This window comes from Paraburkholderia sp. RL17-368-BIF-A, assembly GCF_046054045.1.
Classification (GTDB): domain Bacteria; phylum Pseudomonadota; class Gammaproteobacteria; order Burkholderiales; family Burkholderiaceae; genus Paraburkholderia; species Paraburkholderia graminis.
In genome coordinates this window covers 434824-461061 of the sequence record NZ_JARESN010000002.1, presented here as the reverse complement: position 1 = coordinate 461061, position 26238 = coordinate 434824, and the positions used below count along the sequence as shown (strand labels likewise).

The 26238-nt window shown below is 63.2% G+C and carries 19 protein-coding genes; 7 read left to right on the top strand and 12 right to left on the bottom strand.

Annotated features, from left to right (window positions below; translation table 11 throughout):
* Positions 1-12: 12 nt before the first annotated feature.
* The gene (locus P0D87_RS05120) at positions 13-3621 is read right to left on the bottom strand and encodes a response regulator (RefSeq protein WP_053859166.1); all 3609 of its coding nucleotides are present in this window, start codon (positions 3619-3621) and stop codon (positions 13-15) included.
* Between the two features lie 247 nt (positions 3622-3868).
* On the opposite strand from P0D87_RS05120, the gene treF reads away from it, so the two are divergent.
* A complete protein-coding gene (gene treF / locus P0D87_RS05115; RefSeq protein WP_171799905.1) occupies positions 3869-5692 on the top strand; it encodes an alpha,alpha-trehalase TreF in 1824 nt (607 codons plus the stop codon).
* Between the two features lie 61 nt (positions 5693-5753).
* Here the strand turns inward: treF and P0D87_RS05110 are convergent, their stop codons facing one another.
* The 3 genes from P0D87_RS05110 to P0D87_RS05100 all read right to left on the bottom strand — a co-directional run bounded on the left by P0D87_RS05110 (position 5754) and on the right by P0D87_RS05100 (position 8522).
* Positions 5754-6650, bottom strand: a complete 897-nt coding sequence (locus tag P0D87_RS05110) for a MipA/OmpV family protein (protein WP_006046992.1) — start codon at positions 6648-6650, stop codon at positions 5754-5756.
* A gap of 397 nt (positions 6651-7047) precedes the next feature.
* Positions 7048-7791, bottom strand: a complete 744-nt coding sequence (gene msrA / locus P0D87_RS05105) for a peptide-methionine (S)-S-oxide reductase MsrA (protein WP_053859167.1) — start codon at positions 7789-7791, stop codon at positions 7048-7050.
* 203 nt (positions 7792-7994) lie between these two features.
* Positions 7995-8522: an Lrp/AsnC family transcriptional regulator gene (locus P0D87_RS05100; protein WP_006046989.1), complete on the bottom strand. Its 528-nt coding sequence runs from the start codon at positions 8520-8522 to the stop codon at positions 7995-7997.
* A 161-nt stretch (positions 8523-8683) separates the two neighbouring features.
* Here P0D87_RS05100 and P0D87_RS05095 point away from each other — a divergent pair, with 161 nt between their 5' ends.
* Positions 8684-9700: a 1-aminocyclopropane-1-carboxylate deaminase gene (locus tag P0D87_RS05095; protein WP_053859168.1), complete on the top strand. Its 1017-nt coding sequence runs from the start codon at positions 8684-8686 to the stop codon at positions 9698-9700.
* A gap of 59 nt (positions 9701-9759) precedes the next feature.
* On the opposite strand, the gene P0D87_RS05090 is transcribed toward P0D87_RS05095, so the two are convergent.
* Positions 9760-10650: a LysR family transcriptional regulator gene (locus P0D87_RS05090; RefSeq protein WP_053859169.1), complete on the bottom strand. Its 891-nt coding sequence runs from the start codon at positions 10648-10650 to the stop codon at positions 9760-9762.
* 176 nt (positions 10651-10826) lie between these two features.
* On the opposite strand from P0D87_RS05090, the gene P0D87_RS05085 reads away from it, so the two are divergent.
* On the top strand, positions 10827-11552 hold the full coding sequence (locus tag P0D87_RS05085) for a pirin family protein (protein ID WP_006046986.1): 726 nt from the start codon (positions 10827-10829) through the stop codon (positions 11550-11552).
* Positions 11553-11721: 169 nt separating this feature from the next.
* Here P0D87_RS05085 and ahpF read toward each other — a convergent pair whose 3' ends face one another.
* The 3 genes from ahpF to prpR all read right to left on the bottom strand — a co-directional run bounded on the left by ahpF (position 11722) and on the right by prpR (position 16208).
* Entirely contained in the window at positions 11722-13314 is a 1593-nt protein-coding gene (ahpF, locus tag P0D87_RS05080) for an alkyl hydroperoxide reductase subunit F (RefSeq protein ID WP_053859170.1), read from the bottom strand.
* A 179-nt stretch (positions 13315-13493) separates the two neighbouring features.
* Entirely contained in the window at positions 13494-14057 is a 564-nt protein-coding gene (ahpC, locus tag P0D87_RS05075) for an alkyl hydroperoxide reductase subunit C (RefSeq protein ID WP_006046984.1), read from the bottom strand.
* A 126-nt stretch (positions 14058-14183) separates the two neighbouring features.
* Positions 14184-16208 (bottom strand): propionate catabolism operon regulatory protein PrpR, encoded by a 2025-nt coding sequence (gene prpR / locus P0D87_RS05070; RefSeq protein ID WP_053860709.1) that lies wholly within the window; start codon positions 16206-16208, stop codon positions 14184-14186.
* 219 nt (positions 16209-16427) lie between these two features.
* On the opposite strand from prpR, the gene P0D87_RS05065 reads away from it, so the two are divergent.
* From P0D87_RS05065 to P0D87_RS05055, 3 genes are all read left to right on the top strand, one after another.
* Positions 16428-17309: an isocitrate lyase/PEP mutase family protein gene (locus P0D87_RS05065; RefSeq protein WP_053859171.1), complete on the top strand. Its 882-nt coding sequence runs from the start codon at positions 16428-16430 to the stop codon at positions 17307-17309.
* 462 nt (positions 17310-17771) lie between these two features.
* Positions 17772-19226 (top strand): MFS transporter, encoded by a 1455-nt coding sequence (locus P0D87_RS05060; RefSeq protein WP_053859173.1) that lies wholly within the window; start codon positions 17772-17774, stop codon positions 19224-19226.
* 28 nt (positions 19227-19254) lie between these two features.
* On the top strand, positions 19255-19716 hold the full coding sequence (locus tag P0D87_RS05055; protein ID WP_053859174.1) for a GNAT family N-acetyltransferase: 462 nt from the start codon (positions 19255-19257) through the stop codon (positions 19714-19716).
* Between the two features lie 39 nt (positions 19717-19755).
* Here P0D87_RS05055 and P0D87_RS05050 read toward each other — a convergent pair whose 3' ends face one another.
* The 4 genes from P0D87_RS05050 to P0D87_RS05035 all read right to left on the bottom strand — a co-directional run bounded on the left by P0D87_RS05050 (position 19756) and on the right by P0D87_RS05035 (position 23364).
* Complete coding sequence (locus P0D87_RS05050; RefSeq protein ID WP_408636738.1) at positions 19756-20667, bottom strand: 2OG-Fe(II) oxygenase; 912 nt, start codon at positions 20665-20667, stop codon at positions 19756-19758.
* A 54-nt stretch (positions 20668-20721) separates the two neighbouring features.
* Complete coding sequence (locus tag P0D87_RS05045; protein WP_006046978.1) at positions 20722-21201, bottom strand: nuclear transport factor 2 family protein; 480 nt, start codon at positions 21199-21201, stop codon at positions 20722-20724.
* A 171-nt stretch (positions 21202-21372) separates the two neighbouring features.
* Positions 21373-22818, bottom strand: a complete 1446-nt coding sequence (locus tag P0D87_RS05040) for a nicotinate phosphoribosyltransferase (protein ID WP_053859176.1) — start codon at positions 22816-22818, stop codon at positions 21373-21375.
* Between the two features lie 138 nt (positions 22819-22956).
* A complete protein-coding gene (locus P0D87_RS05035) occupies positions 22957-23364 on the bottom strand; it encodes a hypothetical protein (protein WP_310033772.1) in 408 nt (135 codons plus the stop codon).
* A gap of 1195 nt (positions 23365-24559) precedes the next feature.
* Here P0D87_RS05035 and P0D87_RS05030 point away from each other — a divergent pair.
* Positions 24560-26011 carry a sigma-54-dependent transcriptional regulator gene (locus tag P0D87_RS05030; RefSeq protein ID WP_053859177.1) on the top strand — a complete coding sequence of 484 codons (1452 nt, stop codon included), beginning with the start codon at positions 24560-24562 and terminating at the stop codon, positions 26009-26011.
* Positions 26012-26238 lie beyond the last annotated feature (227 nt).

Below are 26238 nucleotides of genomic sequence, written 5' to 3'. Positions count from 1 at the left end.
ATCCGTTTGCGGCTAGCGCTGGCGCAGCCACACGCGGCACAGCGCAACGAGCTTGTCCACGTCGATCGGCTTGGACACGTAGTCGTCCGCGCCGGCTTCGAGGCAACGCAGACGATCGTTCGCCATGGCCTTCGCCGTCAGCGCAATGATCGGCAGATGCGCGAAACGCGGATTGCGCCGTATCTCGCCCATCGCGGTCAAGCCGTCCATCTCGGGCATCATGATGTCCATCAGGATCAGGTCTGCTTCAGGGCCGTTTTCCAACGCTTCGAGTGCTTCGCGGCCATTGCGCGCGATTTGCAGCTTCGCGCCGAGCGGCTCGATCACATGCGAAAGCGCAAAGATGTTGCGCACGTCGTCTTCGGCAAGCAGGATCGTGCGCCCTTCGAATGCATTGTCGCGCTGCCGCACCGTGCGCAGCATGCGCTGCTGCTCGGGCGCAAGCGACGACTCCACGCTGTGCAGGAACAGCGTGACTTCGTCGAGCAGGCGCTCGGGCGACTTCGCACCCTTGATGATGATGGATTTCGAATAGCGGCGCAGGCGGTGCTCTTCTTCGTCCGACAGCATGCGCCCCGTGTAGACGATCACCGGCAGCGCGGCATGTTCGGCGTTTGCCGCGAGGCGCTCCAGCAAATCGTAGCCGGTGCCGTCCGGCAGCGCGAGGTCGGTCACCACGCAGTCGAACGACGACTTCTCGAGATACTGCAGCGCCTCCGACAACGTTGCAGCGGCAACGATCTCGGTGTTCTCGCTTTGCAGCAGCGCGCGGATGCTTTCTCGCATCGGCGCATCGTCTTCGATCACCAGTACGCGTTTCAGTTGCTGTTGCAAGCGTGCTTCGAGACGGCGAATCGCGGCTTCCATCGTCGAGCGCGCGGTCGGCTTGAGCGTATAGCCGATTGCGCCGAGATGCAGCGCCTTGTCCGCGTGGTCGGTCGCGGACACGATATGAATCGGAATATGGCGCGTCAGCGGATCGTTCTTCAGCCATTCGAGCACGGTCAGTCCCGAACGGTCCGGCAAGCCCACGTCGAGCAATACCGCTGCGGGGCGCATGTCGCGCACGAGCGCGAGGCCGCTTGCCGCGTTGCTCGCATGCACGAAGTCGAAGTCGAGTTCGTGCACGAGATCGCGCAGGATTTCAGCAAACGCGAGATCGTCTTCGATCGCGACGATCAGACGGCCCGTGCGCGTGCGGTTGTCGCGGTCGTCGGCGATGGAAGCGATGGACGCCACGCCGCCCTCCGGTGCGCTGCCCTGCGCGGCGCTGGCGCCTGCACCATTCGCCCCGTTCGCCGACATTGCCGGCATCAATCCGTTGGCGGGCGAGATCACCGCGGGCGCTGCGTCGCTCCACGCTGCACGCGCGAGCAGCGCGTCTTGCGCGTTGCCGTTCGACGCGGTCGCACTCGCGAGCGTTTGCGCAGCCGAATCCGCGAGCGCGCTCTCGTTGCCCGCAGTGAGCGCCGCGCGGCCATCGAGCGGCAGCCACAACGTGAACACGCTGCCCTTGCCCACTTCGCTTGCAACGGTGATGCGGCCGCCCAGCAAGCGCGCGAATTCACGCGAGATAGACAGGCCGAGGCCGCTGCCGCCGTACTGGCGACTCGTCGATCCATCGGCCTGCTGGAACGCTTCGAAAATCATCTCGAGCTTGTCGGCGGGAATGCCGATGCCGGAATCGCGCACGTCGATACGCAGCATGTCGTCGTCCGCCGGCGCGACCGACAGCGCGACCTCGCCATGCGCCGTGAACTTGACCGCATTCGACAGCAGATTGCGCAGGATCTGCGTGACACGCTGGCCGTCGCTGACCATCGTATCCGGCACGCCCGGCAAGCGGTCGAATACGAGACTCAGGTGCTTCGCGCCCGCCAATGGCTTGAAGAGTTCTTCGAGCGATTGCAGCGTTGCGTCGATGGAAACCGTCTCCAGTTCGACGTTCACCTGTCCGGCCTCCACCTTCGAAAGATCGAGGATGTCGTTGATCAACACCAGCAAGTCGCTATTCGATGCGTGGATCGTTTCCGCGTAACGCACCTGCTCTTCGGTCAGATTACCGGTGCGGTTCTGTTGCAGCAGCTTGGCAAGAATCAGCGAACTGTTTAGCGGCGTGCGCAGTTCATGCGACATGTTCGCGAGAAACTCGGACTTGTAGCGGCTCGACTGTTCGAGACGCTCCGCGTTTGCCGCAAGATCGTCCTGTGCGCGTAGCAGGTCCGCTTTCTGCCGCTCGAGCCGGTTCGCGTATTCCTCGAGTTGCACGTTGGTCTGTTCGAGTTCCGCTTGTTGCGCCTCGAGACGCGTTTGCGATTCGAGCAGCGCACGGCCGCGCTCTTCGAGGCCTTCATTCGACACGCGCAGTTCTTCCTGCTGAACCTGCAACTCTTCGTTCAACTGTTGCGTTTCGATTAGCGCATCCTGCAAGCGCTCCCGATAAAGCGCGGCCTCGATGAAGTCGCCCATGCTGTTGCTGACGACTTCGATAAACTCCTGGTCACGCGGCGCGAGTGGCCGAATAAAGCCCAATTCGACCACGCCGTTGACCTCGCCCTCGCTCGCAACCGGCGCGATGATGAGATTCTTCGGCGCGCTTTTTCCGGTTCCCGAGACGACCTGTATGTAGTTCTCGGGCACCTCATGCAACACGACGATGCGACGCGAGAGCGCTGCCTCGCCGATCAGCGTGTCGGCTTCGCCCAGGTCGCGCGCGCTCGCCTGCTCGCTTTCGCGGCTAAAGCCGTAAGTTGCGATGCGGCGCAGCGTGCCTTGCCGCTTGTCGCGCACGTAGAGCGCGCCGACCGCCGCATCCAGGTATTGCGCGAGGCAATCGAGCATCGCGCGGCCGACGAGTTGCGGCGTGGCCTGGCCCACTACTCGCTCGGCAAGCAGGCGCTGCCCCGAGCGCAACCACACCTGTTTTTCCAGTACTTCCGTCTGCTCCTCCTGCTGGCGCAAAGCCTTGTCGTAGATGCCGGCGAGGTTCAGCAGTTCACGGCGGCCCAGCCACGCAAGCAGACCGTTCACGCCGATGCTGAAGAGCAGGAAGACGCTCACCAGTATTCCAGTGACGCGCCGCGACGCTTCGCTGCGCTCCTGGCGCAGGCGCAATTCGACGGCGAGAAAGTCGTCGAACTCTTTACGTATCTCGTCGAATTCCATCTTGCCGCGGCCGCTCGCCACAATGCTCGCGACGTCGCGCATTCTGCGCCGTGCATCGATCATGTCTTCGGCCACGCGGTTCCAGCGCTCCTGAATCGCGGCGACCTGTTTGAGCTTTTCGACTTGCGGCGGGTTGTCGGCGACGAGTGCCTGCAATTCGTCCATTTGCGCCTTGAACTGCGGTCCGCCGTTTTCGTATTGCGCGAGAAAATGCTCGTCGCCGGTGATGAGAAAACCGCGCATCGACGATTCGCGGTCTACTGCGAGACGCAGCATCTGGTTCGCCTTGCCAATCACGCGCTCCGAATGCTCGGCCAGACTCGTGGTGGAAACAAGGTACGCAATGAGCCCGACGAACACGGCTATCGTGATCAGTCCGACTAGCAAGGGCAACGCGATGTTGCGGCGAATGATGCCGCGAAAGTAGTGTTCGTCGACAGCCTGGGATGCGGTCATTTTTTCTATATTCGGCAAGGCGGATCATTGCGATCCGGAATATTTTTCAGGGCTCCGGCGAGATTCATGCGTGGCTATGCAAACGCTTAATCATACAGGACGGGTCTCGTTTTTTGCGTGCGTGAGCGCGCTCTGACTTACTTCGCGAAGACCGCAAGAAGCACGCAACTTTGCTGGACCGGCCGCGGTCAATGATGCGAACAATGCCCGCTTATTCATTCATGCGTTCCTTCTCCTGGCTCAGCCGATGACCGATAAAGCCTTCGCTTCCAACCGCCTTCGTTTGCGCAGCGCGCTCGTTGCGGCGTTCGTGCTGCATGCGTCTTTCGCGACTGCTGCTTTTGCTGCTTCTACTGCCGACGTTGCCCACACGGCGAACGGCATCACGCGCGTCGCGCTGCACGTCGAGCCGCCGTCGCAGGCATCGCCGGTTGTGCCCGTCCCGCCTTCCGGGCAATATCCCGAGCTTTATCGCGACGTCCAGCTCGCTCACCTCTTTCCGGACAGCAAGACGTTCGCCGATATGGTGCCGCTCGCGCCCCCGGAGCAGATCGCCGCCGACTACGCGAGCACGCGGCAACAGCCCGGCTTCAATCTCGGCGACTTCGTGAAGCGCAATTTCACGCTGCCTGCAAGAGCATCGAAAAGCTACGTGTCCAATCCGAACGAGGACGTGGTGAGCCACATCGATACGCTGTGGCCGGTATTGCGCCGCGAGCCGGACTCGACTGCAAGCCGCTGGTCGTCGCTGCTGCCGCTGCCCGATGCGTACATCGTGCCGGGCGACCGCTTCGACGAAATCTATTACTGGGACTCGTACTTCATCATGCTCGGTCTTGAGGCAAGCGGCCGGCATGCGTGGGTCGTCGACGAACTGAAAAATTTCGCAACCCTGATCAATCGCTACGGCCATATTCCAAACGGCAACCGCACTTACTATCTGAGCCGCTCGCAACCGCCTTTCTTCGCGCAGATGGTGCGGCTCGTGGCCGACAAGGACGGCGACGCTGTCTACGCCCAATACCTGCCCGAGCTGCAACGCGAATACGCGTACTGGATGAACGGCAGCGAAGGCCTCGCCGCCGGCCATGCGAACCGCCATGTCGTGCGCCTCGCGGACGGCACGCTGCTCAACCGTTACTGGGACGAGCGCGCGGCGCCACGCGACGAGTCGTATCGCGAAGACGTCGCCACGTCGCAGCAAACGCCGCAACGCAACGCGGAGGACCTGTGGCGCAATCTGCGCGCGGGCGGCGAAACGGGCTGGGACTTCAGCTCGCGCTGGTTCGCCGACGGCAAGACGCTCGCTACCGTCGATGTCACGTCGCTCGTGCCCGTCGATCTCAATTGCCTGCTGGTCGATCTCGAACGCGCGCTTGCGAAGGCGTACCGGATGCGCGGCGACGTCACGCATGCGGAGAACATGGCGCAGCGCGCCGCGAGCCGCGCCGACACCATTCGACGCGTGCTGTGGGACCCGCAATTGCAGGCGTTCGGCGACTACGACTTCGTGCATCGCACGCTCACGCACAGGCTGACCGCGGCCACGGTGTATCCGCTTTATGCGGGCGTCGCGAGCCGGCAGCAGGCGAAGGCCGTCGCGGCGACCGTGCAGCGCCAGTTGCTGCGCCCCGGCGGCCTCGCTACTACACTGGTCGCGAGCGGTCAGCAATGGGATGCGCCAAACGGCTGGGCGCCGCTGCAATATCTCGCGGTGATCGGCCTGCGCCGTTACAGCGAACCCGCGCTCGCGCAAACCATCGCGACGCGCTGGATCAAGACCAACGTCTCTTACTTTCAGCACACTGGAAAACTCGTCGAAAAATACGATGTGGAAGCGGCCTCGCCCGGCGTGTCCGCGGGCGGCGGCGAATATCCGTTGCAGGATGGATTCGGCTGGACCAACGGCGTATTGCGCGCGTTGCTCGCGCTCTATCCGCAGGCGGTCAGCAGTTCGCGTCCGAGCGATATTGCAGCCGGTCCCGCAGGCGTATCGGAAGCGGCGGCATCCGCCGCTGCGGCGTCGAAAAACACGCATCGGCTGCAAGCGGCGCCGCGCGTGAATCCGTAACCGCGCTGGTTGCGTAACCGGTCCGGTTACGCTCCCTGTCGCTTGCACGTTTGTGCGTCACTCAGAACCGGTAGTTGATCGATATGTCCGCAACGCCATTGCCCTTGCGATGCGTGACCGGACTATTCCCCGCACTGCCGACGAGTTGCTGGAACGCGCCGTCGGCGGTAGCGAACCAGTGCTTGTCGAACAGCCACACAGCGCTGATACCGAAGCCCACCGACTTGAAGCCCGCACTCGCGTGGTACTGCCGAAACTGCGAATGCGCCGCCTGTTGCTGATTCACGCCGAACCAGCTATTCATATAAGTCGAGTCCGCGAGCGTGACGTTCGGGCCGGCGAACCAGAAGAATTTCTTCGTGCTGCCGGGCATCGGCATATATGCGCCGAGATCGCCGATCCATCCATTCGATCCGCCGAAATAGCGGCGCACGTCCGCGCGCAAGACCAGCGGAAAGTCTTTGGATATGACGTATTCGCCGGACAGCTTGAGCCCCGGCGCGGCATTGATATTGCCCAGACCGTTCAGTTCCTGCGGATCGTCGTGTGCGCGACGGCCCAGGTCGTAGACCGCTGCGAGGCTCGCGCGCCAGTTCGGGCCTTGCACGAAGTTGACCCCGAAACCTTCGCCGCTCGATAAGAAGAACAGGTCTTTATAGCGCACGTCGATGCTCGGGCCGGCCATCAGGTGATAGCGGTCCGAGCCTTCGTAGCGCGGCTGAAACGACGCTGCAGCGCCAACGCGCAATTGCCAGTCGGGGATCGTCGGCTGCCACATCTTTTGCAGCGGAATGCCCACCGAGTACTGCCATTCGCCCAATGGCGAAGGCGTTTGCGCGAACGCCGTCCCCGGAAGAGCAGCAACGCCGCCGATGGCGACGGCTACCCCGCAAATTGCCGCGATGCCTGTTTGTTTATTGCGGACCTCGTTGATCCGCTTTCTACGGCTGTTCAACACCAATGCCTCCAATCTCGCGTATCGCGAAGAGGGTTACGTTTGCTCGCTCCAAGCCCAGCGCGTCGGGCGATGAACTCGGGCGACCGCCGCGTTGCTACGCGCGGCATGTAAGTTTTTCAGCAACAGGATGCGTTGCACGGCAAAACCGGTTACTGCGCCAGGTCCCTCTACCGCAATGCACAAGGCTTACTGCTACGGTATTCGTCGGAACAGACAGAGCGAAAGTTTTGCCGACGGACCTGCTAGTGCAAGATGCGGGCCTACGACGTGGAGGCGCGCCTCCAGCCGCCTCTCTTCACCGCGAGAGAAGCCAATAAAAAAGCGCTGCACGGGCAGCGCTTTTTTCTAAAGCCGATTCAAGGCTCGTTAGGCCCATGACCGGACGACGCCGCGCGCCTCATTGCGCAGCCTGAACAAGCACGGGTTTGTCACTGTACAGATTGGGGAAAAGGCGCTTCAAACTTGCCACCTTCGGCAAATCGTAAAGCGCAATGTACCCCGAGTTCGGATGTTGCGTCAGGTAGTTCTGGTGATAGAACTCGGCTGGATAAAAGCCCTTGAACGGTTCCACCTTTGTCACGATGGGTGCCGTGAATGTGTGCGCTTTCTCGAGTTGCGCGATATAGCTCTGCGCGACTCGCCGCTGCGCATCGTTCAATGGGAACACCGCCGACCGGTATTGCGTGCCGCTGTCCGGGCCCTGGCGATTCAATTGCGTCGGGTCGTGAATCACCGAGAAGTACACCTGCAATAACTGGCCGTAGGTGACTTGCGCGGGATCGAACGCGACTTGCACCGATTCCGCGTGGCCGGTCGCGCCGCCGCTCACCGTTTCGTAATGCGCCGTGTCGCGCTGGCCGCCCGAATAGCCGGACACCGCCTGCTTCACGCCGCGCACGTGCTGGAATACGCCCTGCACACCCCAGAAGCAGCCGCCCGCGAAGACGGCGGTTTCTTCATGCGCCGACGCGGCGGAGACGGGCTCGTCAAGCGCAGGCGGCGCAATCGGCACCGCGTTTTCCGACGAAAGCGCTATGCGTTGCGCGAGCAGCAGTGCGAGCGCGCCGAAGCCGATGCCAACGGAAATTCTTGCCACGCGCGAGCGGGAGCGCTTGGTGTCGATACGTTTGTCGATGTTCATGATGTCTGTCCTGTCTGTCCTCATTGCACCTGCATAACGGCGATACCTTTCGGTTCACGCGCGGTTCACGCGGCCCGGCGCGTTTCGCGTGGCTCGAATGGCCCCGAGTATTAGTCGCGCGAGCGCCGCATTAATGACAACCTCCAATAGCATGCGCGTGTTTTTCGCTTCACGCCGGCGAACGCGAACCGTTACAGACGACGTCAAAGCGGAAAACGGGTGGTCGACAGAATTTCCTTGAGCACCATGAACGAGCGGATCTGCCGCACGCCGGGCAAATAGAGCAACTGCTCGGCATGCAGGCGATTGAAGCTGTCGCTGTCGCGCGTGCGGATGGTCATGAAGTAATCGAATTCGCCGGTCACGACATGGCACTCCATGCAGCCCGGCACTTTCTGCGCGGCCTTTTCGAAGTTCGCAAACGATTCGGGCGTGGAGCGATCGAGCACCACGCCGATGATCACGAGCATGCCCGCGCCCGCGGACTTCGGGTCGATCAACGCAACCACGCCGCGAATCAGGCCAGATTCCTTTAGACGTTCGACGCGCCGCAAGCAGGCCGGCGCGCTCAGCTTTACTTTTGCCGCCAGCGCGACGTTCGAGATGGACGCATCCGTTTGCAACTGGCGCAGGATTGCCCGGTCGATGCGGTCAAGCGATTGCAGCGAGTCGCTGGGGGCATTGCCGGCGGCGGGCGCGGCTGAAGCAGCGCGAACTTTCGTTTTGTTCATTGGCTTTACGGCGAAATAAAATTAAACGGAAGCGGCATCGTCGGTCCCAAAGTTACGCCTGACGCATTTTCTTCGCAAGCTCATTTCCCGGCATTTTTCCTACCATGTGCTGAACGCGGCAACCGCTTGCCCGCGCCGGACCCATCGATCACGGAGATGCCATGAACCTGCAACGCTTCCCCCGCTACCCGCTCACTTTCGGGCCGACGCCCATCCAGCCGCTCAAGCGCCTGAGCGATCATCTGGGCGGCAAAGTGCATCTCTATGCGAAGCGCGAGGACTGCAACAGCGGCTTTGCGTTTGGCGGCAACAAGACGCGCAAGCTCGAGTACCTGATTCCCGAGGCGCTCGCGCAGGGCTGCGACACGCTCGTGTCGATCGGCGGCATTCAGTCGAATCAGACACGCCAGGTCGCCGCGGTTGCCGCGCATCTCGGCATGAAGTGCGTGCTGGTGCAAGAGAACTGGGTCAACTATTCGGACGCGGTGTACGACCGCGTCGGCAATATCCAGATGTCGCGCATACTCGGCGCCGACGTGCGTCTCGTGCCGGACGGCTTCGACATAGGCTTTCGCAAAAGCTGGGAAGATGCGCTGGAAAGCGTGCGCGCCGCCGGTGGCAAGCCGTATGCGATTCCGGCCGGCTGCTCGGACCATCCGCTCGGTGGCCTCGGCTTTGTCGGCTTCGCGGAAGAAGTCCGTCAGCAGGAAGCGGAACTCGGTTTTCGGTTCGACTATATCGTGGTGTGCTCGGTGACGGGCAGCACGCAGGCCGGCATGGTGGTGGGGTTCGCCGCCGACGGCCGCGCCGAGCGCGTCATCGGCATCGACGCATCGGCCAAGCCCACGCAGACGCGCGAGCAGATCACGAGAATCGCTCGTCAAACAGCGGAGAAAGTGGACCTCGCGCGTGACATCACCGCTCAGGACGTGGTGCTCGACGAGCGCTTCGGCGGCCCGGAATATGGCTTGCCGAACGCTGGCACGCTGGAGGCAATCCGTTTGTGCGCGCGCCTTGAAGGTGTGCTGACCGATCCTGTGTACGAGGGCAAGTCGATGCACGGCATGATCGACATGGTGCGCAACGGCGAGTTTCCGGAAGGCTCGCGCGTGCTGTATGCGCATCTTGGCGGCGTGCCCGCGTTGAATGGCTACAGCTTTATTTTCCGCGACGGCTGAGTGACGCCTGAGTGTCGCCTGAGTGTCGTTTGAGTGCTGAGTAATGCCGCGCCTGGCGTTCACGCCGTCAGGCGCTTCTTCAAATGCTTGCGCAGAAAGTCGACGAAAGCACGAATCGTCAACGAACTCTGCCGATGTTGCGGATAGACCGCATACACGCCCGTCGGGCTCGGCAGAAATTCGTCGAGTACGGTGACGAGCTCGCCGCTTCGCAATGCGTCGGCGACAATGAAATCAGGAAGCCGAACTATTCCGAGGCCGGCCACGGCCGCATCGCGAATCAGATCGCCGTTGTTCGCGCGCAGCGGCCCCTGCACTTCGAAGCTTTTCAACGCGCCATCCACGGCGAACTCCCACGCCACGACACCGCCGTGCCCGTAAAGCAGGCATGAATGGCGCGCGAGGTCGGCGGGCGCGGCCGGTGTCCCGCGACGGCGCAGATAGCGCGGACTGCAACACGCGACGAGATTCACGTCGAATAATTTCTGCGCAATCAGCGTCGAGTCCGGCAACACGCCGATCCGCACCGCCATGTCGAAGCCCTCGCCGACCACATCGACGGTACGGTCGCTCAACTCCATGTCGAAACGCACGTCGCGATGCTCGCGCAGAAAGTCGGCGACGAGCGGCGACAAATGCATCATGCCGAACGACATCGGCGCACTCACCCGCAGCAGACCACGCGGCCCCGCGCGCCGCAGCGACATGGCCTGCTCCGCGTCCTCGACCTCGCCGAGAATGCGTTTGGCCCGCTCATAAAATTCCTGGCCCAGCTCGGTGACGGCCAGTTTGCGCGTGTTGCGCACGAGCAGCGGCACGCCGAGCGCTTCTTCGAGCGCCATTACGCGGCGGCTGACAAACTGCTTCGACAGCGACAGGCGTTTCGCAGCGGCGGTGAAGTTATGCGCGTCGACAGTCGCGACGAAAATCCGCATGTCATCCAGTTGCATGGCTATTGTCCACTAAAACGAGACGGTGTTTCCGATTAACGGCCGATTATAGCCTCAAGAGTTGACCTACACTCCTGTTCATGGATCGCGGACAACACATCAGTCCCGATCGCCCGCAACGAAAGTTGCATGGACGACGATCACGACGCCAAAGCGTCGGCTCACAGGAGAAAGAGATGCTTGAAATCAGACACGCCAATCAACGCGGCCGCGCGGAGCACGGCTGGCTCAGTTCGCGTCACACCTTTTCGTTCGCGCACTATCACGATCCGAAGCAAAACGGCTTCTCCGACCTGCTCGTGATCAACGACGACCGCGTCGCGCCGGCCCAGGGCTTCGGCAAGCACCCGCATCGCGATATGGAGATTTTCTCGTACGTGCTCGAAGGCGCGCTCGAACATAAGGACACGATGGGCACCGGTTCGGTGATCGTGCCCGGCGACATCCAGTTGATGAGCGCGGGAACCGGCGTGGCGCACAGCGAATACAACCATTCGAAGACGGACCCGGTCCACTTCCTGCAAATCTGGATCGCACCGGCGCAAAAGGGCACCGCGCCGCGCTATCAGCAACAGCATTTCAGCGAGGACGACAAGCGCGGCGTGCTGCGCCTCGTTATGTCGCCGGATGGTGCGGACGGTTCGCTGGTGTTGCAACAGGACGCTCGCGTGTATGCCGGCCTGTTCAACGGCGACGAAACGGCGCGGCTCGAACTCGCGAATAACCGCTACGCTTATGTGCACGTCGCGCGCGGCAGCGTGACGGTGAACGGCGTGGAACTCGGCGAAGGCGACGGCGTGCGCGTGCGCGGCGAGGAAGCGTTGAGCTTCACGCAAGGCCGCGACGCCGAAGTGCTGGTGTTCGATCTGCGCGACATCGAGACCTCGGCGTTGTGGGCCTAAGCGGTCTGACGCGCGACACTCGCTTGCGTCGTTGAGAGCCGCCCGGTTTGCGCCGGGCGGCTTTTTTGCGCCTGTTTTTCCGCGTGTTTTTACATGTTCAGCGCAGATGCAATAAAAACGGCGGCCCGCGGGCCGCCGTCATTCGCTACTTACTTGCCAGGCGCGATTATCAAACCGTCGCTTCGGCTTCCACCTCGCTAACCGCTTCCGTTTCCTCGCTGTTGCGGATCAGATGATCGAACGCGCTGAGCGATGCCTTCGCGCCCTCGCCGACCGCAATCACGATCTGCTTGAACGGCACCGTGGTCACGTCGCCGGCTGCGAACACGCCCGGCACCGACGTCGCGCCGCGTGCATCGACGACGATCTCGCCGTGCTTCGACAACTCGACTGTGCCCTTCAGCCATTCGGTGTTCGGCACGAGACCGATCTGCACGAACACGCCTTCCAGCTCAACCTTCTTCACTTCGCCCGAACGCAGATCCTTGTAGACGAGACCGTTGACCTTCTTGCCGTCGCCGGTGATTTCCGTGGTCTGCGCCTGGGTGACGATGGTCACGTTGGCGAGGCTGCGCAGCTTGCGTTGCAGCACTTCGTCGGCACGCAACGTAGCGCCGAATTCGAACAGCGTCACTTCGCGCACGATGCCCGCGAGGTCGATGGCCGCTTCCACGCCCGAGTTGCCGCCGCCGATCACCGCGACACGCTTGCCCTTGAAGAGCGGGCCATCGCAGTGCGGGCAGTACGCGACGCCGTGATTGCGGTACTCGCGCTCGCCCGGCACGTTGATTTCGCGCCAGCGCGCGCCCGTCGCGAGAATGATCGTTCTGGCCTTCAGCACCGCGCCATTCGCGAGACGCACTTCGTTGATGCGGCCGGGAATCAGCGCCTCGGCGCGCTGCACGTCCATGATGTCGACTTCATACGTCTTGACGTGCTGCTCGAGCGCGGTGGCGAACTTCGGTCCTTCGGTCTCGGTGACGGACACGAAGTTTTCAATCGCGAGCGTATCGAGCACCTGGCCGCCGAAGCGTTCCGCGACGACGCCCGTCGCGATGCCCTTGCGCGCCGAATAGATCGCCGCGGCCGCGCCAGCCGGCCCGCCGCCGACGATCAGCGTGTCGAACACCGGCTTGTTTTCCAGTTCCTTCGCTGCACGCGCGCCGGCATTCGTGTCGAGCTTCGCGAGGATTTCCTTCACGCCGCTGCGGCCCTGGCCGAACACTTCGCCGTTCAGGAACATGGTCGGCACAGCCATGATCTGGCGTGCTTCGACTTCGTTCTGGAACAGCGCGCCGTCGATCGCCACGTGGCGAATGCGCGGGTTGATCAACGCCATCACGTTCAGCGCCTGCACGACTTCCGGGCAGTTCTGGCATGACAGCGAGAAATACGTTTCGAATTGATAGTCGCCGTCGAGACTGCGGATCTGTTCGATCACCGCGTCGTCGAGTTTGACCGGATGGCCGCCGACCTGCAGCAACGCAAGCACGAGCGACGTGAATTCATGCCCCATCGGAATGCCCGCGAAACGGATGCCGATGTCCTTGCCCGGCTCGCCGATCGAGAACGACGGCTTGCGTTCGCTGTCGCCGCGGCGTTCGATGACGGTAACGCGTTCCGACAACGTCGCGATATCGTTCAGCAATGCCAGCAGCTCTTGCGATTTCGCGCTGTCGTCGAGCGACGCGACGATCTCGATAGGGTTACTAACCTTTTCGAGGTACGTTTTCAACTGAGTCTTGAGATTGGCATCAAGCATGGCTATTCGATTCCGTGACGATGGGTGTTGGATTCCCGGCGCCGCACGCATTCATGTAAAACGCGTGCGGCCCGGGGACGCGCGAACTGCTGCATGAAGCGGTTCGCACGGTGATGCGCCGCGTGGGCGCGACTGCCTGAAGCTTTGAGGCTATGCGCAGCTTTGGAAGCTGCGAGACCTTAGATCTTGCCGATCAGGTCGAGCGACGGCGTGAGCGTTTCTGCGCCCGGCGTCCACTTGGCGGGGCAGACTTCACCCGGATGCGCCGCGATGTATTGCGCAGCCTGCACCTTGCGCAGCAGTTCGCCTGCGTCACGGCCGATGCCGTTGTCGTGCACTTCGCACAGCTTGATCTCGCCTTCCGGGTTGATCACGAAGGTGCCGCGCAGAGCCAGACCTTCTTCTTCGATCAGCACGTCGAAGTTGCGCGAAATTGCCAGGGTGGGGTCGGCGATCATCGGGTACTTGATCTTCTGGATCGTGTCCGACGTGTCGTGCCAGGCCTTGTGCGTGAAGTGCGTATCGGTCGACACGCTGTAGATTTCAACGCCGAGTTTCTGGAAATCGGCGTAGCGATCGGCCAGGTCACCCAGTTCGGTCGGGCAAACAAACGTGAAGTCGGCCGGATAGAAAACGAAAACCGACCACTTGCCCTTCAGGCTTTCTTCAGTGACGGTCACGAATTCGCCGTTGTGATAAGCCTGTGCCTTGAACGGTTTGACTTGACTATTGATGATCGGCATTTGCTGAGTCCTCTTTCTGAGTGGTTGGAAAGTGGAGTCAGTATGTCAGACCACGCTTAATAGGTAAAGTGGATTGTTTTAATTCTTTCGATAGATTGATTCTATCTACTCCGGGGCTTCGGGCTATCATGCGTCGTCGGCTTTGAGCAGCCGCCACAGTGTGGTTCGGCCTATGCCCAAGGCCCGGCTTGCCGCCGCGCGATTGCCGCCGCACTGCTCGAGCGCCTTCGCGACGTCGTCGCGGGTCGGGGTGATCCGGGGCGCCGCTGGAGCGCTGGCGGCGTCGGCGGCGTGCGCGTTGGGAGCAATACGAAGCGGATCTTTGCCGCCTTCGCGCTGCATTCGGTCGAATTCCGGGAAAAGCGCCAGCAGATCGGGCCCGATGTCACGGTCGAGATCGCCTGCCGCGTCCCCGAGATAAATGGCCGCGCGCGTCAACAGATTTTCCAGTTCGCGCACATTGCCCGGCCACGCGTAGCGCTCGAACAGCGGCGCCAGAAACTGCAGCACCCGCCCGATCGACGCCTCCGACAACCCATATTGGCGCGACCCGCGGCTTAACAAGTGCCGGGCGAGCGGAACGACATCGGCGCGCCGCTCGCGCAGCGGCGGCAATTCTATCTGAAGCAGATTCAGACGAAAATATAGGTCCGCGCGAAACGCGCCCCGCTCGACGAGCGCATGCAGATCGCGATGCGTGGCGGCGATCACCCGCACGTCGATGGGCGTCGCGCGGCCCGAGCCGAGCTTCATCACCTCGCGTTCCTGCAGCACGCGCAGCAGCCGGCTTTGCAGCGCGGCCGGCATCTCGCCGATTTCGTCGAGGAAAATGGTCCCCGTGTGGGCGATCTCGAACAGCCCCGGCTTGCCGCCGCGCCGCGCGCCGGTGAACGCGCCCTCCTCGTGGCCGAACAGCTCGCTTTCGATCAAGCCTTCCGGCAGCGCCGCGCAATTGAACGCGACGAACGGATTGCCGCGCCGCCGGCTCGCGTTGTGGATGCCCTGCGCGACCAGTTCCTTGCCGGTGCCGCTCTCGCCGGTCAGCAGGACGGTCGCGTCGTGCGCCGCGCCTGCGCGCGCGAGCCGCCGCACGCGTTCGAGCGCCGCGGATTCGCCGACCAGATCGTCCAGCCGATGCCGCGCGACCAGATGCTTCGGCCGCTGGCTCGTGCGCAGCGACCGGTCGATCCGCTGCGCGACGAGCGCGTCCTGCACCGTGACCACGGAGCCGGAACGCGCGCCCTGCTCGAGGATCGGGACGCAATTGACGATCAGCGAACGTTCGCCGATCTGCTCGATGCGCTCGTCGGCGCCGCCGCCGCGCTCCGCTGCTTCGCGCAGCCAGGGGCCGAGCGTGCGGGCGAGTTCGGCGGGCACATCGCCGCCGTGGTCATGATGGCCGTGGCGGTCGCCGGTCAGGCCGAGCAGATCGAGCATCGCGGGATTGACGGCTTCGAGCTGGCCGGCGTCGTCGAAAGCGGCCACGCCGTCGCGCAGATGCGCGACGATCGTGTTCAGGCGCACGCGTTTCGATTCCTTCTGCCGGCTCACGCGCGCGAGTTCGACCGAACGCTCGAAGGCTTCCTCGACCGCGCCGAGCGAGTACAGGAACACGCTGTCCAGACCCGCCTGCTGCGCCAGATCGCAAGCCATGCCGGGACCGATGATGACGCGGCAGCCCTCGGCGGCCAGATCGTTGACGGCGGTCCGCACCTCATCGACCGAACGGTAGGCGCGCTGCGTCAGACGAACGTTTAGCCAGCCGCCGAGATCGGCGAGTTCGTGCGAGATGGTTTCGTGCAGCACAAGGCCGATCGGCGCGCCCGGCCGCGCGGCGGTGGCGCGGGTGATCGCGCTCAGCACGTCGAAGCCGTTGACCTTGACCATGACCACCGGCACGCTCAGGTGCTCGCGCAGATAGGCGCCGTTCGAGCCGGCGGCGAGCACGACATCGACGGAACCGGCATCGACGTGCGCCTGGAGCGCTGTGACCGCCGCGCCATAGCCTTCGCGGATCGAGAAAAATCGGGCGCGGCCGGCGTAGCGCGGCGCGATAGTCTCGCAAAGCGACTGCAGGCGGCTAATACTGACGAGGGCGATGCCGGGCCGGCCCGGGTCGGCGTTGACGAAAGCAGGCGTGAACGTGGACAACGGGATGCTCCGGTTGCTGCGGCCAAAAGGCGGCATTATGAGCGTTCCGCGAAACGTTTCATGAAACGCCCAGCCATTTTGCCATGAAACGCTGCGCGGCCCAGAGTCGCGTGCAAGCGTTTGATTCTTCATGGAAAACCTGTGGCCCGCCGTCAATGGCATGCATCCTGCAATCCCCGAGTCACCTCAACACCTCAAACCTTTCCGGAGACACCTCTCATGACCACTTCCGCCACACGCCGCGCCGCCTTCCGCGCCAAGGTCAACCAACGCCAGGGCCTGCTCGTGCCCGGCGCCTTCAATGCGATGAGCGCCCGCGTGATCGAGGACGCCGGCTTCGAGGCCATCTACATCACGGGCGCGGGCGTCACCAACATGTCGCTCGGCCTCCCCGATCTCGGCTTTATCGGACTCGCCGAAGTCGCCGAGCACACGGCGCGGATTCGCGACGCGGTCGCGCTGCCGCTGATCGTCGACGCGGACACCGGCTTCGGCAACGCGCTGAACGTGCGCCAGACGGTGCGCGTGCTGGAGCGCAGCGGCGCCGACGTGATCCAGTTCGAAGACCAGATCATGCCGAAGAAATGCGGGCACTTTTCGGGCAAGGAAGTGATCGGAGCGAGCGAAATGGCCGGCAAGATCCGCGCGGCCGTCGATGCCCGCGAGGACGGCAATCTGCAGATCATGGCGCGCACCGACGCGGCGGCCGTCCACGGTATCGAGGATGCGATCGAGCGCGGTCATCGCTTCATCGAGGCGGGCGCGGACATTCTCTTCATCGAGGCGACCGAATCGCTCGCGGACATCGAGCGGCTGCCGTCGCTGTTCGACGCGCCGCAGTTGATCAACATCGTGATCGGCGGCAAGACGCCGGTGCAGTCGCGCGAGGCGCTCGGCAAGCTCGGCTACGGCATCGTGCTGTACGCGAACGCGGCGCTGCAAGGCGCGGTGCTCGGCATGCACCGCGCGCTCGGCAGCCTGCAAACGAATGGCCGCCTCGACGAGGACGCGACGCTGGTCGCGCCGTTCAGCGAGCGCCAGCGTCTCGTGAACAAGCCGTTGTATGACCGGCTGGATCGGGAGTATGCCGCGAAGGATTGAGGGAAAGCTGAGGAAAACGTGTTGCCGTAGCGTGGAGGGCGGCACGCGGGGTGCTGGGTGGTCGCATGCTCGGCGTTCGGCGCTCCCCTCGCGCGCCATCGCCGCAAGCATGCGCATCGTGCTGATGCGCCAGGCTCGATTGCGCTACGATTCAGGGCCGGCGTGCAAAGCCGCGCGAAACGACGTCAGCGGGACCGGCGCAATCGCGCCCGCCCTGCTGCACAACCGCCAGCTGAGCAACCCGAGGCGGCCGCCGCGAGTCCCCTCGCACCGGACGGAGCAAACGCGCGCAAACGCCCGCAAAACACGTATTCGCCAGCGAAAGGTAGTCAGAAAAATGAAGCCCATCACATCGCGCATAGCGTGCATAACGCGCATAGCGTCCCCGGCGCCCCGCATTCGCCCGCCAATTCGCCGCACGCCTGACGATGCATCCATGCCCACGCTGCCCGGAGCCTTCCAATGAGCGCAGCGAGCGCGCCGCACAAGCACGTCGGCTGGCTGCCGTACATCGTCGCAGCCACGTTTTTCATGGAGTACCTCGACACCACGGTCATCGCGACCGCGTTGCCGCAGATGGCGCACTCGTTCGGCGTCGGCCCTAACAGCGTCAGCCTAGGCATGACGGCCTACATGCTGGCGCTCGCCATCTTCATTCCGGCGAGCGGCTGGATTGCCGACCGCTGCGGCTCGCGCACCGTGTTCTTCAGCGCGATCGGCGTGTTCACCGTGGCCTCGGTGCTGTGCGGACTGTCGCAGAACGTCGCCGAATTCACCGCCGCGCGTCTGCTGCAAGGCATCGGCGGCGCGATGATGGTGCCGGTCGGCCGGCTCATCGTGGTTCGCAGCACCGAAAAAAGCCGCATGATGCAGGCCATTTCGACGATCACCTGGCCCGCTATCGCCGCGCCGGTCGTCGGTCCGCCGATAGGCGGTTTCATCACGACCTACGCGTCGTGGCGCTGGATTTTCCTGCTCAACGTACCGTTCGGTCTCGCGGCGATGGCCGTCGCGCTCGCGATGGTGCCGAACCTGCGCGGCAGCGAACGCAAACCACTCGACCTGGTCGGCCTGCTGCTGAGCGGCACCGCGCTCACGGCAATCCTGTACGGCGCGGAACTGGCGAGCCAGCCGGCCGAGAACCCGTGGATTGCCGGGGCGATCATCGTCGCCGGTTTGCTGGTCGGCGTCGTCGCGTTCCAGCATGCGAAGCGACATCCGCATCCGCTGATCGACGTGTCCACGCTGAAGATCCCGACCTTTTCCGTGACCGTCGTGACGGGCTCCTTCACGCGCATCGGCATTGGCGCCGTGCCTTATCTGATGCCGCTGCTGTTCCAGGTCGGCTTCGGCTTGTCGGCGTTCAAGTCGGGCCTGCTGCTGCTTGCGAGCGCGCTCGGCAATCTCGGCATGAAGGCGTTGACCACGCGCATTCTGCAGCGCTTCGGCTTTCGCATGGTGTCGATCGTCGACGTAACGGTGGCCGGCATCTTCATCATCGCGTGCGGATTGCTGACGCCCGAGGTGCCGCTCGCGCTCGTGCTGATCGTGGTGTTCGTGTATGGCGTCGCGCGCTCGATGCAGTTTTCGACGCTCGCAACGCTCGCCTACGCCGACGTCGCGCAGCCGCAAATGAGCGCGGCCAGCACGCTGTGGAGCGCGGCGGCGCAAATGACGATCGGGCTCGGCATCGCATTCGGCGCAGTGTCGCTGCGTGCAGCCACGTTTTTCAATGGCGAGACCACAGGCCATGAGACCGCAGGCCTCGTCTTCACGCTCGACGATTTCCGCCTCGCGTTTCTGCTCGCGGGCGTGTTGACGCTGCTGTCGGTGATCGGCTACATGGGTCTTGCGCGCGATGCCGGCCAGAGCATCGGCGGCGGTTCGCGCGGAACGGAAGATCCCGCGAAGGGCTGATAAGTTTCTGGAGCGTTCAGGAGACTACATGAGCACCGTCACCGATCTGCGAATTTCAAGCGACAAGAACGAACTCGACGTCGAGATGATCTACGCGTTCCTGTCGCAGGAAACGCCGTGGGCGAAGGGCATGCCGCGCGAAACGCTCGAACGCGCGATTGCAGGGTCGCTGTGTTTCGGCGGCTATCTCGGCGACCAGACGGGCGACTACGCGAGCGGCAAGCAGGTGGCGTTCGCGCGCGTCGTCACGGATCACGCGACTTTTGCGTACCTGTGCGACGTTTTTGTGCTGCCGGAGTATCGCGGCAAAGGTTATGCGCACGCGTTGCTCACGCAACTGTTCGCGAGCGAGTCGTTGCAGGGCCTGCGAAGAATCATGCTGGCGACGACGGACGCGCATCACGTGTATCGGCCGCATGGGTTCAGCGCTTTGTCGAACCCCGGGCTTTTCATGGAAGTGCATAACGCGGACGTTTACCGCAGCGCCTGATGAAGCGGAGGCGACGTGCCTCCGCAACCCTCGCACCAATCAAACATACGCCCGTTCGCGCATCCACTTCGTCATGATCCACTTGTCGCCGGCACGCACCGGCGCGCCGCCGTGCAAGGTCAGCGGATCGAGTTGACGTTGGCCGTTCATATAACGGAAATACACTGCACCGCCCTGCTTCGCGGCCACCGACAAACCCGCTTCCGGAAAGATCGTTTCGCCGCCGTCCGGCACATCGTTCAGATAGATGACGAGCGTGGCCACGCGTTGTCCGCCGCGTGCCGTATGCACCGTGCTGCCAGGCTGATCGGGCGGGAAATAGTCGAAATGCGGCCGGTATTCGCCGGTTGGGCCGTAGTGAAGAATCTGCAAGCCCTCGCCGTTTTCGACCGGCCAGTTCATCAGGCTCGCGATGCGCTGATCGAGCCGCTCGATGAACGCGTCTTCCCCGCGCTGATACCAGATGCCCTCGCTGGTGCGGTTGCGGATCACGTCTTCCTGGCCGGTCGCCGGATCGACGATGGTCGAGCGTTTCAGCCGATGCCGCGAACGCTCGATCACTTCTTCGCATTCTTCCGGCGAGAGCACGTTCGCGAACACGATCACCTGCGGACGCTCGCAGCGCATCAACACCTGGACATCGCGGTCGAACGCGCGGATTGTGTTGCCTCGCGCGACAGGCCCGTCGTACGCATAGGGCGTACGCTGCCCGCCCGGCGCACTCGGCGCCGTTTGCGGCAGCGCGGCTTCAATCCCGCCCGCCGCTACCGGCGACGCCGCTGAACCCGACGCGGCCACGCCGAACGCGTCGAACGCGCCACGCACGGCTTGTGCGGCTGCGTCGGCGGCAAAACCCGTCTGGACCATCGCGTCGATCATCGAATCGATCGTGCAGCCGCGCGCTGCATTCGTGCGCAGCCATTCCTGCCACGCGGCATCCACTACCGGCATACGCGCCTCCGCTGTTGGATAGAACAAGAATAATGCATCGGCGGAAGCCCGCGCTCAGGCGCCATGATCCTGGCGCCGGTAAATCGCGAGCCCTTTTCTCGCTCGCGCGCGGATCGAGCGATGCACGAGCGGCGACCATCCAAGCAGCGCGCCGCGTGCGCCCAGCGCCTGGCGCATCCACGCCCACAAGTCGAAACTGTCGCGATGCTCGACGATGAGTCCATCGCGAAACGCAAAGCGCGCTTCGACATGATTGACCACCGGACGCCCCGTCTGACTGAAGACATAGCCCGCGGTCCAATGCGCGCGGCCGCTATGTTCATCGGCTTCGATACTATCGAACGTCAGCGAAAAATCCTGAGCGCGCGTGACGAGCATGCGCCACATGTCGCGCACTTCGTCGCCGCGCAATTCGCCGAACGCCGGGTCGCTGAAGACGACGTCATCGGCATAGCAGGCAATCATGGTGGCGGCGTCGCGCCGCTGGAACGCCGTGTAGAAGCGCTCGATCAGTTCGGTGTTGGGATGGCTCATTTGTTGTGTACTTGAGTTGCCGGTATAAAAGCCCGTATTGAAGCCGATATGGAAGCCGGTTTGATTGTGCGCGATGCCAAACGGCAGCCGAACCGCACGCGCCGCCCACGATCAGCCGAGTTTCGCGGGATTGTATCGAATGATCGCGCCCGCGCTTGCATCCGCGATGCACTAGCCCTCGTGCGCGTGAGCGCGAGCCCGGATTTCCGACAACGATACATCGACGAGCAGCTTGCCCGAATCGAACACCGTTTCCATCGCATCGTCCCAATCGGAGCCATCGGCGCGCGCGTCCCGATCCGGCGCGAGCGGCAGCGTCGCCGTGCGGTACTCGCCCGTTCGACGATTGATGAGCAGCGTGAGCCGTCCTTTCATCGAGCGTTTGGTGCTGTCCGTCACGGGGTCTTTCGATACGTCATGCCATGTATCGCCGAGGCGGATCGCCGAGCATTTCATCGCGAAGCGCTGCGTGTCGCGGTTGATCTGCTGCAACAACGCGCCGCCCATGCCGAACACGATGTTGTCCGCTGCAAAACCCGCGTGGTCCATCGCCGCGAGAATCGCTTCGAGCGAGTCGGGATTCACGCCGTCGCCCTGAATCACGCGCACGTTGTTGAGCACGCGCCGGCCTTTGCTGTTCAGCACCGATCCAAACGACGCCTCCAGCGCGCGCAGCGTTTGCAACACGATGCTGCGCGGATCGCCGGAATCGGGGCGGACCACAAGCGTCGCGCCGGAGTCGAGCACCGCCTGCTTCAGCTCCGTGCCCCACACTTTCAGCGCGGCGAACAGATCGTAAGAGTCGGACACCACGGAAACGACCGCGCCCGGCCTCGCGAACTTCGCGATCATGTTCCGATACGCGTCGGTCTCGCGCTCGCGGCCCCACGCGGTGATTGTGCTGTGCTCGGCGGCCGGCACCGAAAACGCGGCCATGCTCTCGTTGTAGTAATGATTCGCCGCCACCACGCCGAGCACGGTATCCGAACCCATGAAGCTGACCAGATGCGCCGCGCCGCCGATCGCCGCCGATTCCGCGCTCGACACGCCACGTGCGCCGAAGTCATGCAGCTTGAACGGCAGTTGCGTGACATCGTCGCTGGTCTTCAGCAGATACTCGCGAATCGTCTTGCGCAGATGCCAGCTTTGCGTCGCGACCGTGACCGGATACCACACGCGCAACAGCATGGTTTCTATATACGACGCGAGCCAGAACACCTCGGGGTCGTCGCATTCGACGGTGACGAGCACGTTATGCGTGGGCACCACCGACCCTTCGGGCACCGCGCGAATGCGCACCGGCAGATAACCGCGATGACGTTCGACGATATGACGCCAGCCCGCTTCGTTGAACGGCTCGCCGTGCGCGCTGAAAAACGCCTTGGCCTCGTCGATCATGGGTGCGGTAATGGGACTGCACAGATACTGCTTGATGAGCATCTGCAAGCCAAAGAAGAGCGTGCGGTCGTAGCGCCCGCCGCGCGATTCGATGTATGAAAACATCGCCGACGCTTCCGGCGGGTACTGGAGATAGTGCGACGCCTTGTATGAATCCGTGTTGAGGATCGGATTCGAGAAGATCGCGGAAGCGCCGCTCGGACCGCTGAATTCGTTCATCGTGGATGACGCCGCATTCGGCTCGCTGACGGTAGCTGGCTTTACATGATGCCACGGGCACGATGCGGGCGCGGGCTTCGGCTTCAGCTTCCGCGCTCATGCAACTTGCCCGTGCCGCCCGCTGTTGCGCAACGGTGTTCAGTCCAGATCGTCGTATTCGCGCCGGCGGATGTCCGCATCGCGGTCTGCGTTGCGCTCCTGCGAAACGGGCAATTCATAGGCATCGCGCAGTGCGGGGCGTTGAATCTCGGCCTGCTCGCGGCGCTTGATTGCGTCGGCGATCACGAGCGTCAGCAGATCGACCGGCGGCGCGGCGAACAACGCGCGCTGCATGCCGGCGCATGCCCGGTAACGAAGACGGACAACGCTGCCCGCAAATTGAGCAACTGAAGGAGTAACAGAGCAAGTACCCGGCGTGGCCGGCTGATCGTGGCGCGGCGCGCGGGCCGGCCCGGAAACAGGTGCTTTCATGACATCCCCCGTGAGAATGACACATTGAAATGCGCTGACGGCCGCGTTGCAGCCTTCCAGGTCCGCCGTGCCCACGCGAAAGCGCGAACACGGCGCCCGGTCCACCTCGCTATGTGCCTCTCTTATGGAGGCTGTGGCCTTCTCCCCGTTTCGTCGCGCCGGTTGGTCCAGACCGTACGCTGCCCCTTCCCTGTTATGCACGTCGGTCGCGCAAACGTTGCCGCGCGACGACCTGTCGTTATAGGCCCAACACTTGCACCTTCACAGACGAAAAAAACCGGCGAGGTCAGAGCGTTGCGTCGTCGGGTGACGAACGACCGCTTCGCATCGGTCGTTCGCCCCGTGTTGTTTGACGTCCGTCTGTCAGTGGCCCCGCCGCAGCCTCGTAGACGCAATGGCATTCCCCGGCCACGTCCACGAAGTCGTTTATTGCGCCGGTCGTTACCTCTACTGACCGGCACAACAGATTCGCTGCGACTCCCTTAATGCAATGGCTATGCCATGTGCGCCCAGGTGCCGTCGCGCGGAGCGTCGCCGACGATGCAACGCTACCGTCCGCCCGATCGCCCGACTGAAAAACCGCCGGTGATTCGTATTCGAGACGCGTCTGGGCGCTCACGCGGTCTGCAAGATGCGCATCTAACGCATCGAATACACGCTTCCGATAAGCGCCATTCGCTGCCACGCCCGCGCGGCTTCGCGGTTTGTGTGCGAGCCCGGTCATTAATGCCGACGCCGAAACACATAAAAGCGACACGAAAATGGCCGAAAAGGCTTATGCGATTTTTGTTGCATGCATGAAACATCGCAAATGGATGTATGCCGATGCGTAAAGCGCATTCGTTCACGCGCTGTGTACTCCAGCGCGCATAACACGGCTTGACGTATCGCCGTCCGAACAGTATCGGATTAGCCGCGCGGCGCCTTGCAAAATCAGGCGACTGCCGAATAAGCGCACGTCAAATCGGGAAACTTTCTCGATACTGATTTGTTTGTATAGCATTCCAAAGCGCTTTCGCTTATGTTTGAGTCATGCGCCAGTCAGAGCGCCATAAAAAAAACGAACGAGTTAAGAAACGGTATAAGTGATTCGGGGATGAACTACTCCGGCGGTTGCCACGAGGCACCTTCCGTCGCCTGCCGCGATAATGCGGCGCCTCGCGGCTTGCGCCGCGCCCTGCTCGCTCCGCCGCAAACGTCGACTGTAGGCCGCCACACCGGTCTTCAATATCTCGCACAGCAGTCTTTCGAGCAGTAGGAATCGGGGGTAATGGAAATGACTTTCGCATCTGCGGACACCGGACGCACCGTTCTTTATGTGTCGAGCTCGCCCGATCAGAAACTCGCCGACTTCCTCGCCGCATCGGGCTGGCATGCCGTGCACGCGAAAAACGCGGCGGGCGCGGAACGCATGATCGAGCGCGACAACGTCAAGGTTGGTCTGGTCGAACTGCCGGAAGACTGCACGACGCAGCAGTTGTCCGCGCTCGCTGCGTGCATGCGCCGCCCCGAAACCAACTGGGTCGCGCAGATCGCGCCGGGCCAGGCGGATAACGAACTGGTCAGCCGCTTTATCCTCGATTACTGCTTCGACTTCGTTACGCGACCGTGGCTCAACGAGCGTCTCGTGTTCGCGCTCGGCCACGCGCATGGGCTGTCGTCGCTGAGGCATGGACATGTAGCGCCGGAACCGTCGCTCGGGCGGCATGGCATGGTCGGTCAATGCGAGGCGATGCAGCAGTTGTACCGGCGCATCGACAAATGCGGCGCGACCGAGGCGCCGGTGTTCATCGCCGGCGAATCGGGCACGGGCAAGGAGCTGACCGCGCTCGCGATTCACGAGCGCTCCCCGCGCACCGGCCGGCAGTTCGTCGCGATCAATTGCGCGGCGATTCCGCCGAGCCTGTTGCAAGCGGAACTGTTCGGTCACGAACGCGGCGCGTTCACCGGCGCGCTTCAGCGCAAGATCGGGCGGATCGAGAGCGCGCATGAAGGCACGCTCTTTCTGGATGAAATCGGCGACATGCCGCACGAATGCCAGGCGGTGCTGCTGCGCTTTCTGCAGGAGGGCACGATCGAGCGGCTCGGCGGCAACGGCCCGATTCACGTCGACGTCCGCGTTATTTCGGCGACGCACGTCGATCTCGACAAGGCAGTCGAAGACGGCCGCTTCCGCGCCGACCTGTATCACCGGCTATGCGTGCTGCGCCTCGTCGAGCCGCCGTTGCGCGAACGCGGCGGCGACATCAAGCTGCTCGCGAACTATGCGCTCAGCATGTACAAGCAGGACGGCGCGCGCAAATTGCGCGGGCTGTCGAGCGACGCGATCGTCGCGATGTCGAACTATGCATGGCCCGGCAATGTGCGCGAGCTGATCAACTGCGTGCGGCGCGCCGTCGTGATGAGCGAGGGCCGTTTCATCACCGCGAACGACCTCGGCTTGCCGGCCACGGACAACGGGCCTGCTGTCACGCTCGCGGAAATTCGCAGCAAGGCCGAGAAAGACGCGATCGAACATGCGTTGCAGCGGCATGGCTATAAGTTGTCGGAGGCGGCGGTCGAACTGGGCATCTCGCGCGCCACGCTGTACCGGCTGATGCATGCGGACCGGCTGCATCCGGAGCCTTCGGGCGGCAACGGGTCGAACGGCGGCGCGGATGCGGACGGGGACAGCGAGGCTGAGCGGCGCGGGCATGGATTGGTGTCGACGGCTTCGGTTTAGGTTTAGGTGGTTGTCGGTGTAGAGGGCGGGCTGTTGAGGGTTGGTGGTCCGCCTGGCGGATTGTTGTGCGATTGACGCGCTGGTTGCGGGGCTTCGGGTGTCGAGCCTGGTTGTGCCTAGCGTTGTTCTTGGCGTTGTGCCTGCCGTTGTTGCGTGCCGTTGTGCCAGCCGTTGTTGCCTCGCGTTGTTGCCTCGCGTTGCTGCCTCGCGTTGCTGCCTCGGCGTTG